This window comes from Pseudoalteromonas rubra, from assembly GCF_000238295.3.
Classification (GTDB): Bacteria; Pseudomonadota; Gammaproteobacteria; order Enterobacterales; family Alteromonadaceae; genus Pseudoalteromonas; species Pseudoalteromonas rubra.
The window spans coordinates 1-15,338 of the sequence record NZ_AHCD03000034.1 but is presented as its reverse complement, the minus strand read 5'-3'; the positions used below and the strand labels follow the sequence as shown (position 1 = coordinate 15,338).

Genomic DNA, 15,338 nt, shown 5'->3' with positions numbered 1-15,338 from the left:
GCAAGGATAGTGGCGATGATACCTCAGAGTGACTTGATTTAACTAACAAAATAACAGCAGTGTTGAAGACTCAGGCGTTGCCATTTGCCGAAACTTGCTAAGCGAATCAGCAAACATAAACGAGGAAAAACTATGCATCGAAAATACCGAATAGAAGGCGCGTTATAATATGATTTTATTTTATAGCGACCAAGTTACAATGATTTTGTTTTCACATTTATCCCTTCATGATTACCCATGATGTGTGTTAAGGCCGCTTTATGCGGCCTTTTTTTTGCCTGAGTTTTCTGCTGTGTTGGGCTCAAAACATGAGGTTTTGTTGTGGGTCGTCTCTTCCTTTCACTGCCTTTTTCAGCAGGACAATATAACTCCATAAAAACAACAAGGACATCGATGACAAAGGTATTGTCAGTCAGGCCACCATATTAAGGAGTAAGCAAATAGACATGAGGAAAGTAACTCTTCGAAAATACCGAGCTAAAGAAACGTTTTAATATGATTTTATTTTATAACGGCCGAGTTACAATGACCTTGTTTTCACATTTATCCCTTCATGATTACCCATGATGTGTGTTAAGGCCGCTTTAATGCGGCCTTTTTTTGCCTGCGTTTTCTGTTCAGCTGCGCCTAACCTGCCTACCCTTAAGATGACGTTTTTCTGCGGGCAGCGAATCAACTGCCTGCTTCTAACTGTAAAAGGAAAAAGGTATGCGTACAATTCCATTGCTGATGTCGGTTGTTTTGTCTGTGTTACTGAGCGCTTGTGCGTCTATGGGGCCGGGTGATGCTGTCCAAAAGCGTTCTGAAATTCAAAAGATGAAACGAGATACTTTAACCAAGCTCTATAGTAAAAAGCCGGATGTTCGCGCCCAGCTGAGCAATGCGCCTGGATATGCGGTGTTTTCTAATGCGAATCTGAATATCATTTTTGTTGCCGCAGGCACAGGCTATGGTGTCGTAGAAAATAACACCACAGGTCAGTCAACATACATGAATATGGCCGAAGGCGGTGTTGGACTGGGTCTGGGTGCAAAGGATTATCGTATCGTGATGGTGTTTCATACCCAGGCGGCGATGAAACAATTTGTGGAGTCCGGCTGGACGTTTGGCGGAAATGCCGATGCCGCGGCAAGGGCTGCTGATAAAGGGGCCTCTATTGAAGGCGAAGTCTACTATGGGGATGTGACAGTGTATACATTTACCGAAAGTGGCCTGGCATTGCAGGCGACAGTCAAAGGAACGAAATTCTGGCAAGACAAGGAATTAAACTAATTCCACTTACCCCTGGCAACGACACCTAGCCGGCCTGTAGGGCCGGCTGAAAAATCTACTTACCATTTGTCACATTTTTGTGCCTGTTTTAATCCGCTCCCTTCACGTTACACTCCTGATAAATGACAGCCAAAGGATGCGTTATGATTTTAGTGATTGGAGCAAGCGGGGCGACGGGCAGGCTGGTTGTTGAGCAGCTGATGTTGGCACAGGTGCAAGTCAGAGTCCTTGTCCGGCAAAGCAGTGCACAACTGGAAACGCTCAAAGCTAACCCACAACTGGATGTCAGGGTAGGCAATATTGCCGAGTTGAACACCTGGGAACTCGAAGCGTTAGTGGCGGACGTGAAAACGGTTATTTGTTGTCTGGGACATCGGGCAACGTTTCAGGGTATTTATGGCCATCCCCGTCGCCTGGTGCGTGATGCAGTGCAAAGTGTGTGTCAGGCAATTGCAAACAAGGATGGCGGGAGTCCTGTTAAGTTTATCTTAATGAACAGTACAGGGTGCACATGCGAGTCTTTGCATGAGCGGCCACCTCTGGCACATCGTGCCGTGGTGGCGTTATTACGTTTATGTCTGCCACCTCATCCTGATAATGAGGCTGCTGCGAAGTTTTTACGTGCCTGCTCCCCTGTAAAGGAGGGGGTAGAGTGGGCCGTGGTTAGGCCAGATTCGTTGACAAATGATGCTCAGGTCACAGCTTATGACGTTCACCCATCTCCAATACGTGACGCCATTTTTGATGCGGGCAAAACAAGCCGGATCAATGTCGCTCACTTTATGTGTCAGTTAGCGCTTGACCCGGCACTGTGGCAGCAATGGCAGGGCTGCTCCCCTGTACTGTATAATCAAGACCAGGGCTAATACTCAACCGTGGTTTTGTAGTCATACCTGAAGCCGATAGAAATGGAGTCGAAGTCATCGCCATTGACGAACGACTTGTTAAGGTACTCAAGGTGAATTCTGAGTACTTTAATTGGGCTCCACTCCAGTGTCAGGTTATAGCCATCAAAGCCGCCTGCGGCCGGATCTGAATCCTGATATCCGTCATCAAAATCAAAGTAGCCTGCTTTCAGTTTGTAGGCTTTGGCCAGTTGGTAAGCAAAGGATAAATCGAAGGTGTGTCCACTGCGGTCTGCACCTGCAGCATCTCTGTTGTAATCCTTATCCTGATAAGCGACGGCGGCATAGAAGCGAGGTGTAAATTGATAGGCCAGCGAGGTTGCCCATAGACTGTTATCCCCGAGCTGGACATCATCGGTATAAACGTCGTTTTGCTGGTAGGTGACAGCAGCATGCAAATCGTTAGCATCATAACTCAGACCAACATTGACCAAATCATCTGAATTACTACCCGACTCGCCATTAAACTGTGCCACTGCAACAAAAGTAAAAGGCCCGGGTGTAAGTCGGTAACTGATCAGGTTATCTACGAAGAAGAGGCTCTCAGGGTCATACGCAAACGGACTGTTGGCATGATTGAAGATATCAACATACTCGGCAATAAAAAGATATTGTGCGGGCCGTTGCTTACCTATGCCAAAACGGCCTACAGGTGTGTTCAGCGCGGTGTAGGCCCGCCGGGAGCGACCAAAGTTGCCTTCATTAGCAACGTCAATACTCCACTCTCCATGCAGCTCTGCGCTCCAGTCTTTGTAAAATTCGTGGGTAACCTTGAGTCCGGCATGGGACAGGGCGTCACGCACGTCCCAATTATCCTCTCCGTTGGTCTCCAGGCGACCGTATGTGGGGCGCATGGTCGCGTATACGTCCAATTTGCGCTTTTCTTCAGTGCGCGCAGGTTTAGCTGAACTGGCCGAGGAAGCGGCTTTTGCATTTGATGCAGCTGCTTTGTTGGGTGTTGGTTTAGCATTTTGTGTTGTTTGAGCGGCGGGTGGGTTTTGCCTTTCAAAGCGCGCCTTAAGTGCTTTGAGCTGAGCTTCGAGCGCTTCGATGTCAGCCATAGTGACAGCGCGTTCGGTGTTTGCATGAGCACAGGTGAGCGGCACACAAAGTGCAACCAGGGTGGCTTTAGCCACAGAAGAGATCGCGTTATTCATAGCAAATTACCAAATTTGTTGCGTTAGTTGCGATAACTGGAATTATAGACAACACTTTGGCAAAGGGTGATTTTATTTGGCCTAAATAATATGAAGATTCGCAGCAAGTTCTCTTTGGCATCGGCGTTACTCATCTTTATGATCATCTTGGTGATCAGTACGACAACCTATTGGCTGGTCAATGCCTCTATGAAAAAGAAAACCACTGCATATGTCAGTGATTCCGCACAATTGCTGGCACTGGGTATTGATAATTGGTTGGCTGAAAAAGCCGCTTTAATTCGATTGCTGCGCAGTCAGATTGAAGCTGACTTTAGCCCTGAGCAGTTTCAAAAGGGGCTCGAATCCCCTTATTTTAAAGATGCCTTTTTGTTGTCATTTGGTACCTTAAGCACAGAGAGAATATTGCGTTCGAACAATCCCAACAGGCAAAACCCGCCAGATGTGGATTTTAGGGAACGAGGCTGGTACCGCCTGGCCAGAGACAAAGGTAAAACGGTGTTTACCAGCCCTTATACCGACGCAGCAACCGGTGAATTGTTGCTCTCAGTGGTTGCGCCTATTAATTCAGGCGGGCAATTTCGCGGCGCGATTGGGGGCGATCTGAGCTTAGATACCATCGCCAAAAGTGTGAATGCGGTGAACTTTGATGGTACAGGCTATGCATTTTTAGTCGACAGTAAGGGGATTATTGTCTCTCACCAAAACGCCAAACTGAATGGTAAACCGCTCAGTAGTTTGTCGCCACAACTGAATAAATCAGCTGAAAAGACACTATTAGAAGTGACGGTTAAAGGGGAAGCCAAGCTACTCTATTTTTACCCGTTATCGCAGCAGTATGGGACTGATTGGTATTTGGCCGTGCTGCTGGATGAGGCGCTGGTTTTCAGTGATTTAAGAGAGCTTTCAATGAGCACATTGATGTTGGCAGTGGTGGCCATATTGCTCGGAGCCTTTTTGAGTCGGGCTTTGGCAATTCAATTATTGAGACCGCTGAAAGATCTCAATGATGCAATCACCAATATTGCGTCTGGGAGTGGTGATCTTACTCAGCGAGTGCGAATAAAACACGAAGATGAATGTGGTAAGGTCGCGCAGGAATTCAATCAATTTCTGGGGTCATTACATAGCCTGGTGACAGATGTGAAGCAACGCGCTGATCTGGTGGTGGCCAGTTGTGACGAAGCGAGTACACTGGCGAATCAGTCTAGTAGTCAGCTCAATGAACAGGTACAACTGATTGAAGGGCTGGCAACGGCAATGCATGAGATGAGCACGACTTCCAGCGAGATTGCTGGTAGTGCCCAAAATGCCGCGACATCAATCACTTCCGTCAATGAAAGGGCGGCAGAAGGGCAACAGGTATTTCAGAAAACCCGTGGTGAGATCAGCGCACTGGCCGATGAGATAAATATCTCGCACGAGATGAGTACACAGCTGGCGGAATACAGTCAGAGTATTGAAAATATTTTGTCTGTTATTAATGGCATTGCTGAGCAAACCAATCTCTTGGCGCTGAATGCCGCCATCGAAGCTGCCCGGGCCGGCGAGCAGGGCCGGGGCTTTGCGGTGGTTGCCGACGAAGTACGATCTTTGGCAACCAAAACGCAAGAATCAACTACTGAAATCAAATCAATGATTGAACAGATCCAGGCATCGTCTATTCAGGTCCAAAGTGCGATGGGCAGCAGTCGTGATAAAACGTTATTGTGTGTGGAGCAGACTGAGCAGGCTACAGGCATGTTGAATGAGATTTCAGAAGCGGTGAAAGACATCATGGACCGCAACATCCAGATAGCAACCGCGATTGAAGAGCAAAGCGTGGTGATTGAGGAAATCAATAAAAATACCTCCAATATCAATGATATTAGCGTCGAAGTGGGGAGCTTTGCCGTTCGCCAGTTTGAGTCAAGCAAAGTGCTGACACAACATGCCCATGAGCAAGAAGGTTTATTATCGAAATTCACGCTTTAGCTACGCTGCGGCAAGTTGTACACTTGCCGCATAGCAAACCGAATTAATGAGCCAGTTTTGGACAATAAGAAAAATATATGGGTGGACGCAGATGCGTGTCCTGTAGTGATCCGTGAAATCTTGTTTCGTGCCGCAGTCAGAACCCAGATCTCGGTGACATTCGTCGCCAATCAATATATTAAAACGCCGCCTTCACCTCATATCCACAAGCTGCAGGTGAGTAGTGGCTTTGATGTGGCTGACAATGAAATTGTGCGCCGCATGTGCGCCGGCGATCTGGTGATCACCAGTGACATACCATTGGCAGCCGAAGCCATTGAAAAAGGCGGGTTAGCACTGAGCACACGTGGAGAAGAGTTCACAAGAGAAAACATTCGATCGCGGCTTAATATTCGCGATTTTATGGACACCATGCGCAGCAGCGGCATGGTCAGTGGGGGTCCCCCGCCATTAGGACAAGCTGAAAAACAACAGTTCGCCAACAGCTTAGACCGCTGGCTACAGCAAAATAAAGGCTAATCTAAGGCACCGCGCTAGGTGCCTCTCTTTGTTTAAAAGTGACATCTCTTTGGATTATAAATAAGCTGATACCCGGCAACCTTGATTGCGCGTTGAAAATACCATCGGTTAAAAGCCGCTAAGTAACCGGCGTTTAATATCGTATTGCAAAAGCCCGTGGGAATACGCAGATGACAGTGACGCTGCTTAACGACTGCGTTTTGTCTGTAATGCTGAATTGGAGAAACCATGATAAGAATAATGACACAAAACGACTTTCAACATTTCTGGCCAACGTTTAAAGAAATCATTGAGCAGCAAGAGACTTATGCATTTGACCCAGGTATGTCACAACAGCAAGCTTATGCGCTGTGGTGCGAAAATGTAGACAAGGCTTATGTCATGGTCGAAGAGGATGAGATCCTGGGAAGTTATTACCTCAAGGCCAATGCCATGGGCCCCAGCAACCATATTTGCAATTGTGGCTATATGGTTGCCCCCCAGGCAAGAGGCAAAGGCGTTGCTCGTACATTGTGTGAACACTCTCAAAGTGAAGCAATCAAGCTGGGTTATCGTGCGATGCAGTTTAATTCTGTGGTTGCCAGTAATCAGGTGGCGGTACAGTTGTGGCAAAGGCTGGGATATCAGATTATTGGCACGATTCCAAAGGCTTACCGTCATCCCAGTTTGGGTTTTGTTGATAGTCATATTATGTATAAATGGCTCCAGTAATATTAATAATGTTATTTCATATCAATATGATAGGGTGAGCTGAGGCATTGACATCTACGCCTTGCCAGCATATATTGCTGGCAACCTAATCGACAGTCAGAGGGTCAGTTGCGCTTAATACAGGGTCTGCTCACATTAATAATGGTATTACTGATTGGTTTACAATCGGTGACTGCTGTGATCGATCCCGGCAACTTTCATCAGCCCACCAAAGCACATTTGCAAACCAATCATGTCCATGAAGAACGATATCCGGCCTCACAAAGCGCGATCTTTGACGAGCAGGGTCACGTGATTTCTGACTGTCATCATTGTGGCCATTGCAGCGGTAGCCATACAATCTGGATGTCAGTTCGCTTGTCTCCGATTTCTGGAATGATAAAGCCGGATATCCCTTTTTCACCTGCAGATACTCGGGTTCGCCGGCGTATTGAATCTCAGTTTAAACCTCCCATCGCTTAACTCTGTTTCCTCCAAACTTTTTTAGTTCTTGTTATTTTTCCGTTTGACGGATCGCTTCTGCATGCCTGTTTTAATGCAATTCAGGACAGTGCGATTGGTCATGTCGATTTTTGCCTGAAACAGACAGGCAGTGGAGTGTGGTACGTCACACACCACAAATGAAGAGGTTTACACCATCATGAACAAGCGTATTTTGAGTTACGCAGCAGGGCTTTTACTGATCTCACTGAAAGCCAGTGCCATCTCGAGCACAGAACCAGGTCATAATCACGATCCTGATGCTTCTTTCCAGGCTGAATCATCTCATCAGCAAAGCGTGTTGCTCAGCCAAGCCCAGCAGTCACAAGTCAATCTCCAGCTGGTGACACTACAGGCTCAATATGAGCAAACACCGGTCTATGCACCGGGCGAGCTTAAAGCAAACCGTTACACCAGTTATATGGTCACGCCGCGGGTTGATTCCGTGGTAGAGCGCCGTCATGCGAGTTTAGGTCAGATTGTCAGGCCCGGGGATAAATTGGTCACATTATTTAGTCAGGATATGGCCCAGGCGCAGGCGGACTATATGATTGCTGCCAGTGAGTGGAAGCGGGTTGCACGATTGACCGATGCGAGCTTGAGCGAAAATCAGCAACTGGTAGCCAGAGCAGAGTATAAAGCGGCGCTGGGTACGTTACTGGCGATGGGCATGAGTCCTTCTGCCGTGAACCGCTTAGAGACGGGGCAAACTCAGTCTTTGGGTACTTATACTCTGTCTGCCCAACGTGAAGGGATTGTGCTGGAGGACGGCTTTGTACAGGGACAGCGCTTTGGTTCAGGTGAAGCCATTATGAAACTCGGTGACGAATCAACATTGTGGGTTGAAGTCAGATTAGCCGCAACGCAGCAACGTTTGATTAATACCGATACACCCGTTGAGATTGAGCACAATCAGCGCAGATACCCGGCAAAGGTGATCCAGCAGGGGCATACATTGGACCCATTAACGCGCACGCGGGTGGTTCGGCTCGAGGTTGATAATCGGGACGACACATTACATGCCGGTATGTTTGTCAGTGCGTACTTTTTATTCTCGACGACTCAACCCGTTATTACCGTGCCTGAATCTGCGCTGGTGCGCGATGCGAATGGCGGGTGGCAAGTGTTTGTGGCACATGATCAGGGTGAGTACGTTGTCACGCCCGTAAAACGGGTTGCACCGACAAAAGACGGGGTGATTATTGAACCTGTGCCGCTACAGGAGGGGGCAAAGGTGATTCAATCTGGCACCCAGGTAGTGGCTCAGGGAGCATTCTTTATTGCGTCTGAAATGGCAAAAAGTGGCTTTGATCCACACAACCACTGAGGGCGAATCGGATGTTAGAGAAAATCATAAAAGGTGCAATCGCGCACCGTGCGTTGGTGCTGTTTGTAACACTGCTAGTCCTGATCGCGGCAATTTGGCAAGTACCGCGTTTGAATCTTGACGCTTTTCCGGACGTGACCAATATCCAGGTGACGGTGAATACTGAAGCACCCGGGCTTGCGGCACAAGAAGTAGAGCAGCTCATTACGTATCCCATTGAAGCACTCATGTATGCGCTGCCGGATGTTGAGCAAGTGCGTTCTATCTCCAAAACCGGCTTGTCCGGGGTGACGGTTGTCTTTAAAGAAGGGACTGATATCTATTTTGCAAGGCAATTGGTGTTTGAGCGTCTACAAACAGCCCGTTCACTGATCCCGGATTCAGTCGGGATGCCGGATATGGGCCCGAATACCTCTGGGCTGGGACAAGTCTACCAATATTTGCTGGTGGCTGATCCCGATTCGGGAGTGGATGAAATGACGCTACGCAGTATCAATGACTGGCTGGTCAAACTCCTGTTGATGCCGATAGAGGGGGTGACTGAAGTGCTGTCATTTGGTGGTCAGGTTAAACAATATCAGGTGGACTTGGACCCCACGCGTTTGTTGGCATACAAATTAACCCAGTCGCAGGTACAGCGTGCCTTATCGGACAATAACCGTAATGCAGGCGGCTGGTATCTTGACCGTGCTCAGGAGCAGCTCGTGATCCGAGGTGTGGGCTGGTTTAGTAGTGGCGCACCGGGCTTAGAGCAAATTCGTCAGGTACCCATTAAGACAATTGATGGCACTGTAGTGAGAGTGGCTGACGTCGCTCAGGTCAAACTTGGCGGTGAGATACGTCAGGGAGCGGTAACCCTGACCTTACGAGATGCTTCTGGGCAGGCAACCTCTCGGGGGGAGGTTGTCAGTGGTATTGTACTGAAACGGATGGGTGCAAACACGAAAGCGACGATCGACGGGATAAAAAGCAAAGTGGCACAGATCAATCGGGCGTTGCCACCGGGGGTCGAATTTGTGCCTATCTATGATCAGAGTATGCTGATTGATAAGGCCATCACCACGGTGGCAGAAGCCTTGCTGCTAGCGTTTGTATTTATTGCTGTGGTGCTCTTACTGTTCCTGCTTAACCTGAGGGCCGCTGTACTGGTGATACTCTCTGTGCCCGTTGCCATTATTCTAGCTCTGGGTTTAATGTCTGTGATGGAGATGCCTGCAAATCTAATGTCTCTGGGCGGGCTGGCTGTGGCCATTGGTATGCTAGTCGATGGCTCAGTAGTGATGGTTGAGCGGATCTTACAACAACAGGCAGCCCGGGGGGCTACGCACACCAGCACAGAGTCATTTTCTGCACAGGTTCGTCTGGCTGCGAAAGATGTCGCACGACCAATCTTCTTTGCATCTGTCATTATCTTATTGGTTTTTTTACCGCTGTTTTCTTTTGAAGGGGTTGAGGCCAAACTGTTCACGCCCATGGCCATTAGTATTATGCTGGCTGTGGTTTGTGCCGTTGTGATTGCGTTGTTGGTAATACCAGCTTTGGCTTGTTATCTGTTAAATAGCCATAAGCCATTACAGCGTCACGCTGTGTTAGAAAAAGCAGAAGGGGTTTACCGGCAATCTTTGGAACTTGCGCAGCGAAACAGCAAAGCGCTACTAGTGGGAGTTTCTGCTCTGTTTGCTATGGCTGTGTATACATTGACGCAAATTGGCAGTGAATTTGTCCCTGAACTTGAAGAAGGGACGCTCAACTTGCGCGTAACACTGGCACCGTCTGCCAGTCTTGAAACCAGTTTATCCATTGCACCTAAGCTGGAAGAAATAATACTAGGGTTTGACGAGGTGACTTATGCACTAAGCCGCATCGGTCGTCCGGAGATTGGCGGTGATCCTGAACCTGTGAATAACATTGAGATCTATATTGGGCTCCGGCCGGTTGAACAGTGGAAAAACGCCCGCAATCGGGTTGAATTACAAGCTAAGATTGCGTCGGCCCTATCTGTCCACCCCGGCTTATTACTGAATTTCTCTCAGCCGATTGCAACTCGGGTGGATGAATTGTTGTCAGGCGTAAAGGCCCAGCTGGCAATTAAGTTACTTGGACCTGAGTTGCCGATATTGCTGCAAAAGGGGGAAGAGCTTGAACGTTTGGTGAAAGCACTACCCGGCACCACGGATGTCGCTTTAGAGCAGCAAAGTGGTGAGGCTCAGCTGGTGATAACGCCCGATCGGGACGCTTTGTCTCGCGTCGGGCTATCTGTAAACGATGTTATGGACCTTGTCAGTGGAGGACTTGGAGGTAATGTAGCCGGACAAATAGTCAGGGGTAATGAAAGATACGATATCTACGTCAGGCTGGCGGAGTCGTTCAGACGCGATCCGGCGGCAATTGAGGCGTTAATGCTCATGTCTCCAGGCGGTGCCTGGGTTAGCTTAAATGAGGTGGCGAAAGTTGAGTTTGCTTCTGGTCCGGTACAGATCCGTCGTGATGATGTACAGCGCCGGATCGTAGTACAGTCCAATGTAACTGGCAAAGACATGGGCAGCGTAGTCGCCGATATAAAAGCCAAAATTGACGGCTCACTGTCGCTACCACCAGGTTATAGTATCGAATTTGGCGGGCAGTTTGAAAGTCAGCAACGTGCACAACAGCGATTGGCAATTGTGATCCCAGGCGCGCTGATACTGATGGCGGTATTGTTAGTGCTGACCTTTAGATCGGTTTCGCAGGCGGCGCTTGTCCTGAGCTGTATTCCTTTGGGGGTTATTGGTGGCGTCTTTTCGCTCTATCTGTCCGGTCAGTACCTGTCTGTGCCTGCGTCAGTCGGCTTTATCACCTTGTTTGGTGTTGCTGTACTGAACGCTGTGGTATTGGTAGAGAGCATTAATCAGCGGATTGCTGCGGGAGTAGAGATAACCACGGCAATCCAAGAGGGAGCGACTTCGCGATTGCGTCCGGTATTAATGACTGCGCTTACCTCCGCATTGGGTCTGATCCCAATTCTGTTGTCGACTGGTGTGGGATCGGAGATCCAAAAGCCGCTGGCCAGCGTGGTGATAGGCGGGCTATTTACCTCAACCTTGCTGACTTTGTTTGTGTTGCCCATTTTATTTGAGCGATTCTGTGCACAACACCTTACAAGGCGTCAGGCTTAGTAACGAAAATATCAGAAAAGCCGGGGGTTAACCCGGCTTTCTTAGGCATCATTCAGATTTTGCTGCTTTTTTATTGAGCAGATAAACAGCGCACAGTGCACAGGCACCACCGACAGCCACGCCCAGACTCAGTCGCTCAGCGAAGTACCAGGCTGAAAGCCCCATTGCCGTCACAGGGACCACAAAGACAAAAGAGCTGGAACGATTAGGCCCCAGTTTTTGGGTTGCCAGGAAGAACACACTGGTGGCAATACTGACTACGACAATCGATAAAAAGAGTAAATGGTGCCAATAATATGCAGGGTATTGTGATGCACTGCTAAACGGATCATGCTGGTAGGCAAATAAATAGCTTAGTAAAGAGGCCCAGACATACATCAGTGTGCTGAAAGTGATGAAATCAGCGTAACGGGTTCCGCGTTGACTGATTAAAGTAAGAAACGCCCAGGTAAGTGAAGCGAGTATAAAGTAGGCGTTACCTGAAGCCAGTATCTGATCCAGGTTAAAATGCCATACTTCTATCATTAACAGTCCGCCACCTAAACCGAGTGCGAGTCCAATCCCCTGACGTCTGTTGATCGCCTGACCCAATAAAACGGCACTCAGAATAAAGGTAAATACAGGGTTAGAAGTGGTGACCAGCATTCCGCCTTTACCGGGAAGGCCATCCGCCAGGCCCATGAAAAACAACTGGTTGTAAGCTGCGAGTAAAATGCCTGCGGGCAATGACCAGAGCAGGGCATGTACGTTGTAATTCAACTTGAGTAGCTTAAATTTGTGCAGTATCCACATGATTGGCAACATGCTGATGGCTGCAAGGAACAGTCGATAAAACACGGTAACCTGAGCTGGGGCGATATCAGCGATGATTTTTCCTGAGATCCAACTCATTCCCCAAAAAAGCATGGCTGACACGAGCGCCAGGACGATTGGTGCATCATTGGGCTGATCGTTGCAAGTTGTCGTCGACATGGTCTTCCTTTTGTTTAAGGTCATACGGCAGGAGGCGATAGCGTAGCAAATTTATCTAATGGTCAGTATATATATTGCGAACATTCCTCTATATTTTTGAACTGCAAGGTTTTATTTATAACACTTTGTAGATTCAGAAAACCTTAAGTTGAGCATTTAACCTCAAAAGATAGGATGTGCAATGAGGTCGTTATATCGAACGACAACATTATTATCATTGAAAGGAGCCAACTATGGTGACACTTATCCGGTTGATTTTAATCTGGTGTGTTTTATTGCCAGTCCAAAGCTATGCAAACTTGAATTTGGATCGGCATGCAATAGAGCAAATAGCTAAAAGTTATTTGCTTGCGCAAATCGAAGTGAAACCCAAATTGATGGCACAAATAGCCGATGATGAGTTGGTAAAAAGGACCTACTGGCAGGGCAAAACGGATGGAGAATTTGTCATGTCCATGGATAAAGCTGGCTTGGTTAAGCTTGCAGCAGAATATAATGTGTCAGGTGGGCGTTTCGCAAAGCAGCCAAAGATGGAAGTGAATGTGCTGGATATTGATGAACGAATAGCCTCAGTAAAGCTGACCACAGATGAATGGGTTGATTATATGCATTTATATAAAAATGCGTCGGGAGAGTGGCAGATCCTGAATGTATTGTGGCAGTTCCACCAAGTTGCACGGCATCGTAGTGGTGGGTAACGTGCAAGAAGTCAAACTGTAATGGCCCGTAATTGCTTTTATCTGACAGAAATCTATAGTTTGCACATAGATTATTCAGTCAGGGAATGCCGCCGTGATTACCAATGTTGCAGTTACATACGAAAACAAAACATCAAAGCCAATTTTTGCCTTTTTATGTCAAAAAGGAGAGATCAAAGCGCTTACTTTAACGCAGATCTTTCCTGGCTCTACCTACAAGTTGTCTGTCGAATTTGAGGATCTAAATGATCTGGAAGTGGGCTTCGGTGACTCTTGGTCTAACCCAAAACTGGTCATGCCATTGACCGCTGTTACCGGGTACAGTGAATTTCAGGTTTGCCTCGATGACAATAATATGATGGAAATTGAGCAATCGGGTGTTTCAGTAAAAAAGCACAAGCGCTACTTTTATGATGCGGTTTGCGTATAGCTTTAAACAGAGAGTTTGTTTTGTCGTTATGGAGCACTTTTTAGTGTAACTCCGTCGGCATTTCTCTGGTGATTAATCGCTTTACAGATTCAACCGGGTTAATAAAGGGTGTTATTAATACAGGAGTTTGCTTATTTCGATTCTGATTTGTATTAATTTTAACCGGGCTGGCTTTATTTTGTTCGGTTGAGTGGTTTTTTTCACTTTTCCTCCAAAAAAGGGTTGTGCTGGGTTTCGTTTTCCCTATAATGCGCATCCACCGACACGGGGCACAACGCTGAAAAGCAACGAGCCAACGAGTTGGGAGTCAAATAAAACTAGGTTGTTTTGAAAAGTAAATCAAACTAGCCCTCCTTTTGCTGCTCAATATAAATCGTCTGGTTGGGAGCTGGCAATTGGCGCATCCGGAACGGTTCAGGCAATTCAGGAAATTTTTGCGGCGCTGGGTCTGGATGAGATGCTGACGCTGGATAAGCTCCAGGCAATTCGTGCGCAAGCTATTCAATTTGAAAGTATAGAGCAACTTGAGTTGCCCGGATTGAGTGAAGAACGTCGTTTGGTCTTTGTTTCTGGTCTGGCAATCTTGATAGCTTTGTTTGAAGCGTTACAGATCGAGCGAATGGGTCTTGCAGGGGGAGCACTGCGCGAAGGCATTCTATATTGCATGATTGATCAGCTGAATCAGGCTGATATTCGTAAACGTACACTCGACGGCTTTATGTCCCGATATCATGTTGATGCGGGGCAGGCGACACGTGTATTTGATATCTGCAAAATTTTTCTACAGCAATTGAAAACACCAATGCAGTTTGATTTTCAAAGTGCATGTAGTTTATTGAATGCCGCTGCATCCATGCATGAGATTGGTCTGGTCATTGATTATAAGTCTTATCATCTGCACAGCGCTTACATTTTAAAACACACAGGCATGCCTGGATATTCCCGAGTACAAAAGCAGATGGTGGTAACTTTAGTAGGTAATCACCGACTCGATGTAGAAGAAGATACCTTTCTTCAGTTTGGTCATCATCAGGGATTCATTGAGTTACTTGTCAGGATCTTCCGGATTGCTGTCATTTTATCTATGCGCCGCCAGGATGATGTTTTGCCAGATCTATACATCACAGCGACTGAACCTGAAACGCTTACCCTGACTTTGCCTGATGAGTGGTTGCACGAGCACCCATTGATGCGCAGCGAATTAGAGTTAGAAGCTGGGTATCAGGAAAAAGCCGGTTGGATATTGAAAATTGAGCGCGATTAAGCGCTCTTTTTGTACAATAAAGGCCTAAAAAAGTGCGTTTTGTTTGAATCTTGTTCGAACGCGCTGTTTTTCTCACTTTTCTTCAAAAAAGGGGTTGCGCTGGGTTTCGATTTCCCTATAATGCGCATCCACCGACACGGGGCACAACGCTGAAAAGCAACGAGCCAGCGAGTTGGGAGTCAAATAAAACTTGGTTCTGAAATTTTTCAAAATTAAGTGTTGACATAAAATGGGAAGTGATTAGAATGCACAACCCTCAGCGCTAACAGCGCAGCGATAACAAGTTATCGCACCGGGTAACCGGATTATGTTCTTTAAAAATATGAAGCAATCATCTGTGTGGGCACTCGTACAGATTGAGTTCTAACAGCGAAATTCAGTTTACTGAATGACGCACAAAAATTTAGAGTCTCAACTGAACTGAGTGACTATAACAGTCAATTCGTTTTGATTTTACTTTTTTAAAAGTAGAAA

At 47.2% G+C, this 15,338-nt stretch carries 13 protein-coding genes and 1 pseudogene; 12 read left to right on the top strand and 2 right to left on the bottom strand.

Annotation, left to right across the window (positions count from 1 at the left end; translation table 11 throughout):
• Positions 1-708: 708 nt before the first annotated feature.
• Entirely contained in the window at positions 709-1,272 is a 564-nt protein-coding gene (locus tag PRUB_RS09210; RefSeq protein WP_010385986.1) for a lipid-binding SYLF domain-containing protein, read from the top strand.
• 143 nt (positions 1,273-1,415) lie between these two features.
• Positions 1,416-2,138 (top strand): NAD(P)-dependent oxidoreductase, encoded by a 723-nt coding sequence (locus PRUB_RS09205; RefSeq protein WP_010385989.1) that lies wholly within the window; start codon positions 1,416-1,418, stop codon positions 2,136-2,138.
• Here PRUB_RS09205 and PRUB_RS09200 read toward each other — a convergent pair.
• Positions 2,135-3,334 (bottom strand): porin, encoded by a 1,200-nt coding sequence (locus PRUB_RS09200; protein ID WP_010385990.1) that lies wholly within the window; start codon positions 3,332-3,334, stop codon positions 2,135-2,137. The genes PRUB_RS09205 and PRUB_RS09200 overlap by 4 nt on opposite strands.
• A gap of 90 nt (positions 3,335-3,424) precedes the next feature.
• On the opposite strand from PRUB_RS09200, the gene PRUB_RS09195 reads away from it, so the two are divergent.
• The 6 genes from PRUB_RS09195 (at position 3,425) to PRUB_RS09170 (ending at position 11,500) form a co-directional block, all read left to right on the top strand.
• A complete protein-coding gene (locus PRUB_RS09195) occupies positions 3,425-5,308 on the top strand; it encodes a methyl-accepting chemotaxis protein (protein ID WP_010385991.1) in 1,884 nt (627 codons plus the stop codon).
• 57 nt (positions 5,309-5,365) lie between these two features.
• Positions 5,366-5,827 (top strand): YaiI/YqxD family protein, encoded by a 462-nt coding sequence (locus PRUB_RS09190; RefSeq protein WP_155946398.1) that lies wholly within the window; start codon positions 5,366-5,368, stop codon positions 5,825-5,827.
• Positions 5,828-6,055: 228 nt separating this feature from the next.
• Positions 6,056-6,538 carry a GNAT family N-acetyltransferase gene (locus tag PRUB_RS09185; protein ID WP_040645546.1) on the top strand — a complete coding sequence of 161 codons (483 nt, stop codon included), beginning with the start codon at positions 6,056-6,058 and terminating at the stop codon, positions 6,536-6,538.
• 108 nt (positions 6,539-6,646) lie between these two features.
• Positions 6,647-7,000 (top strand): hypothetical protein, encoded by a 354-nt coding sequence (locus PRUB_RS09180; protein ID WP_155946397.1) that lies wholly within the window; start codon positions 6,647-6,649, stop codon positions 6,998-7,000.
• Positions 7,001-7,178: 178 nt separating this feature from the next.
• On the top strand, positions 7,179-8,345 hold the full coding sequence (locus PRUB_RS09175) for an efflux RND transporter periplasmic adaptor subunit (protein ID WP_010385995.1): 1,167 nt from the start codon (positions 7,179-7,181) through the stop codon (positions 8,343-8,345).
• Between the two features lie 11 nt (positions 8,346-8,356).
• Positions 8,357-11,500 (top strand): efflux RND transporter permease subunit, encoded by a 3,144-nt coding sequence (locus PRUB_RS09170; RefSeq protein WP_010385996.1) that lies wholly within the window; start codon positions 8,357-8,359, stop codon positions 11,498-11,500.
• Positions 11,501-11,548: 48 nt separating this feature from the next.
• Here the strand turns inward: PRUB_RS09170 and PRUB_RS09165 are convergent, their stop codons facing one another.
• Complete coding sequence (locus PRUB_RS09165) at positions 11,549-12,472, bottom strand: DMT family transporter (protein WP_010385998.1); 924 nt, start codon at positions 12,470-12,472, stop codon at positions 11,549-11,551.
• Between the two features lie 233 nt (positions 12,473-12,705).
• Between PRUB_RS09165 and PRUB_RS09160 the strand changes: the two genes are divergently transcribed.
• From PRUB_RS09160 to PRUB_RS09150, 4 genes and pseudogenes are all read left to right on the top strand, one after another.
• A complete protein-coding gene (locus PRUB_RS09160) occupies positions 12,706-13,170 on the top strand; it encodes a nuclear transport factor 2 family protein (protein WP_010385999.1) in 465 nt (154 codons plus the stop codon).
• A gap of 94 nt (positions 13,171-13,264) precedes the next feature.
• On the top strand, positions 13,265-13,600 hold the full coding sequence (locus tag PRUB_RS09155; protein ID WP_010386000.1) for a hypothetical protein: 336 nt from the start codon (positions 13,265-13,267) through the stop codon (positions 13,598-13,600).
• Between the two features lie 367 nt (positions 13,601-13,967).
• Positions 13,968-14,261: pseudogene (locus tag PRUB_RS26680) on the top strand (Ppx/GppA phosphatase family protein); the annotation flags it as partial.
• A gap of 3 nt (positions 14,262-14,264) precedes the next feature.
• Positions 14,265-14,864 carry a hypothetical protein gene (locus tag PRUB_RS09150; protein WP_339327533.1) on the top strand — a complete coding sequence of 200 codons (600 nt, stop codon included), beginning with the start codon at positions 14,265-14,267 and terminating at the stop codon, positions 14,862-14,864.
• The last annotated feature ends 474 nt before the right edge of the window (positions 14,865-15,338 follow it).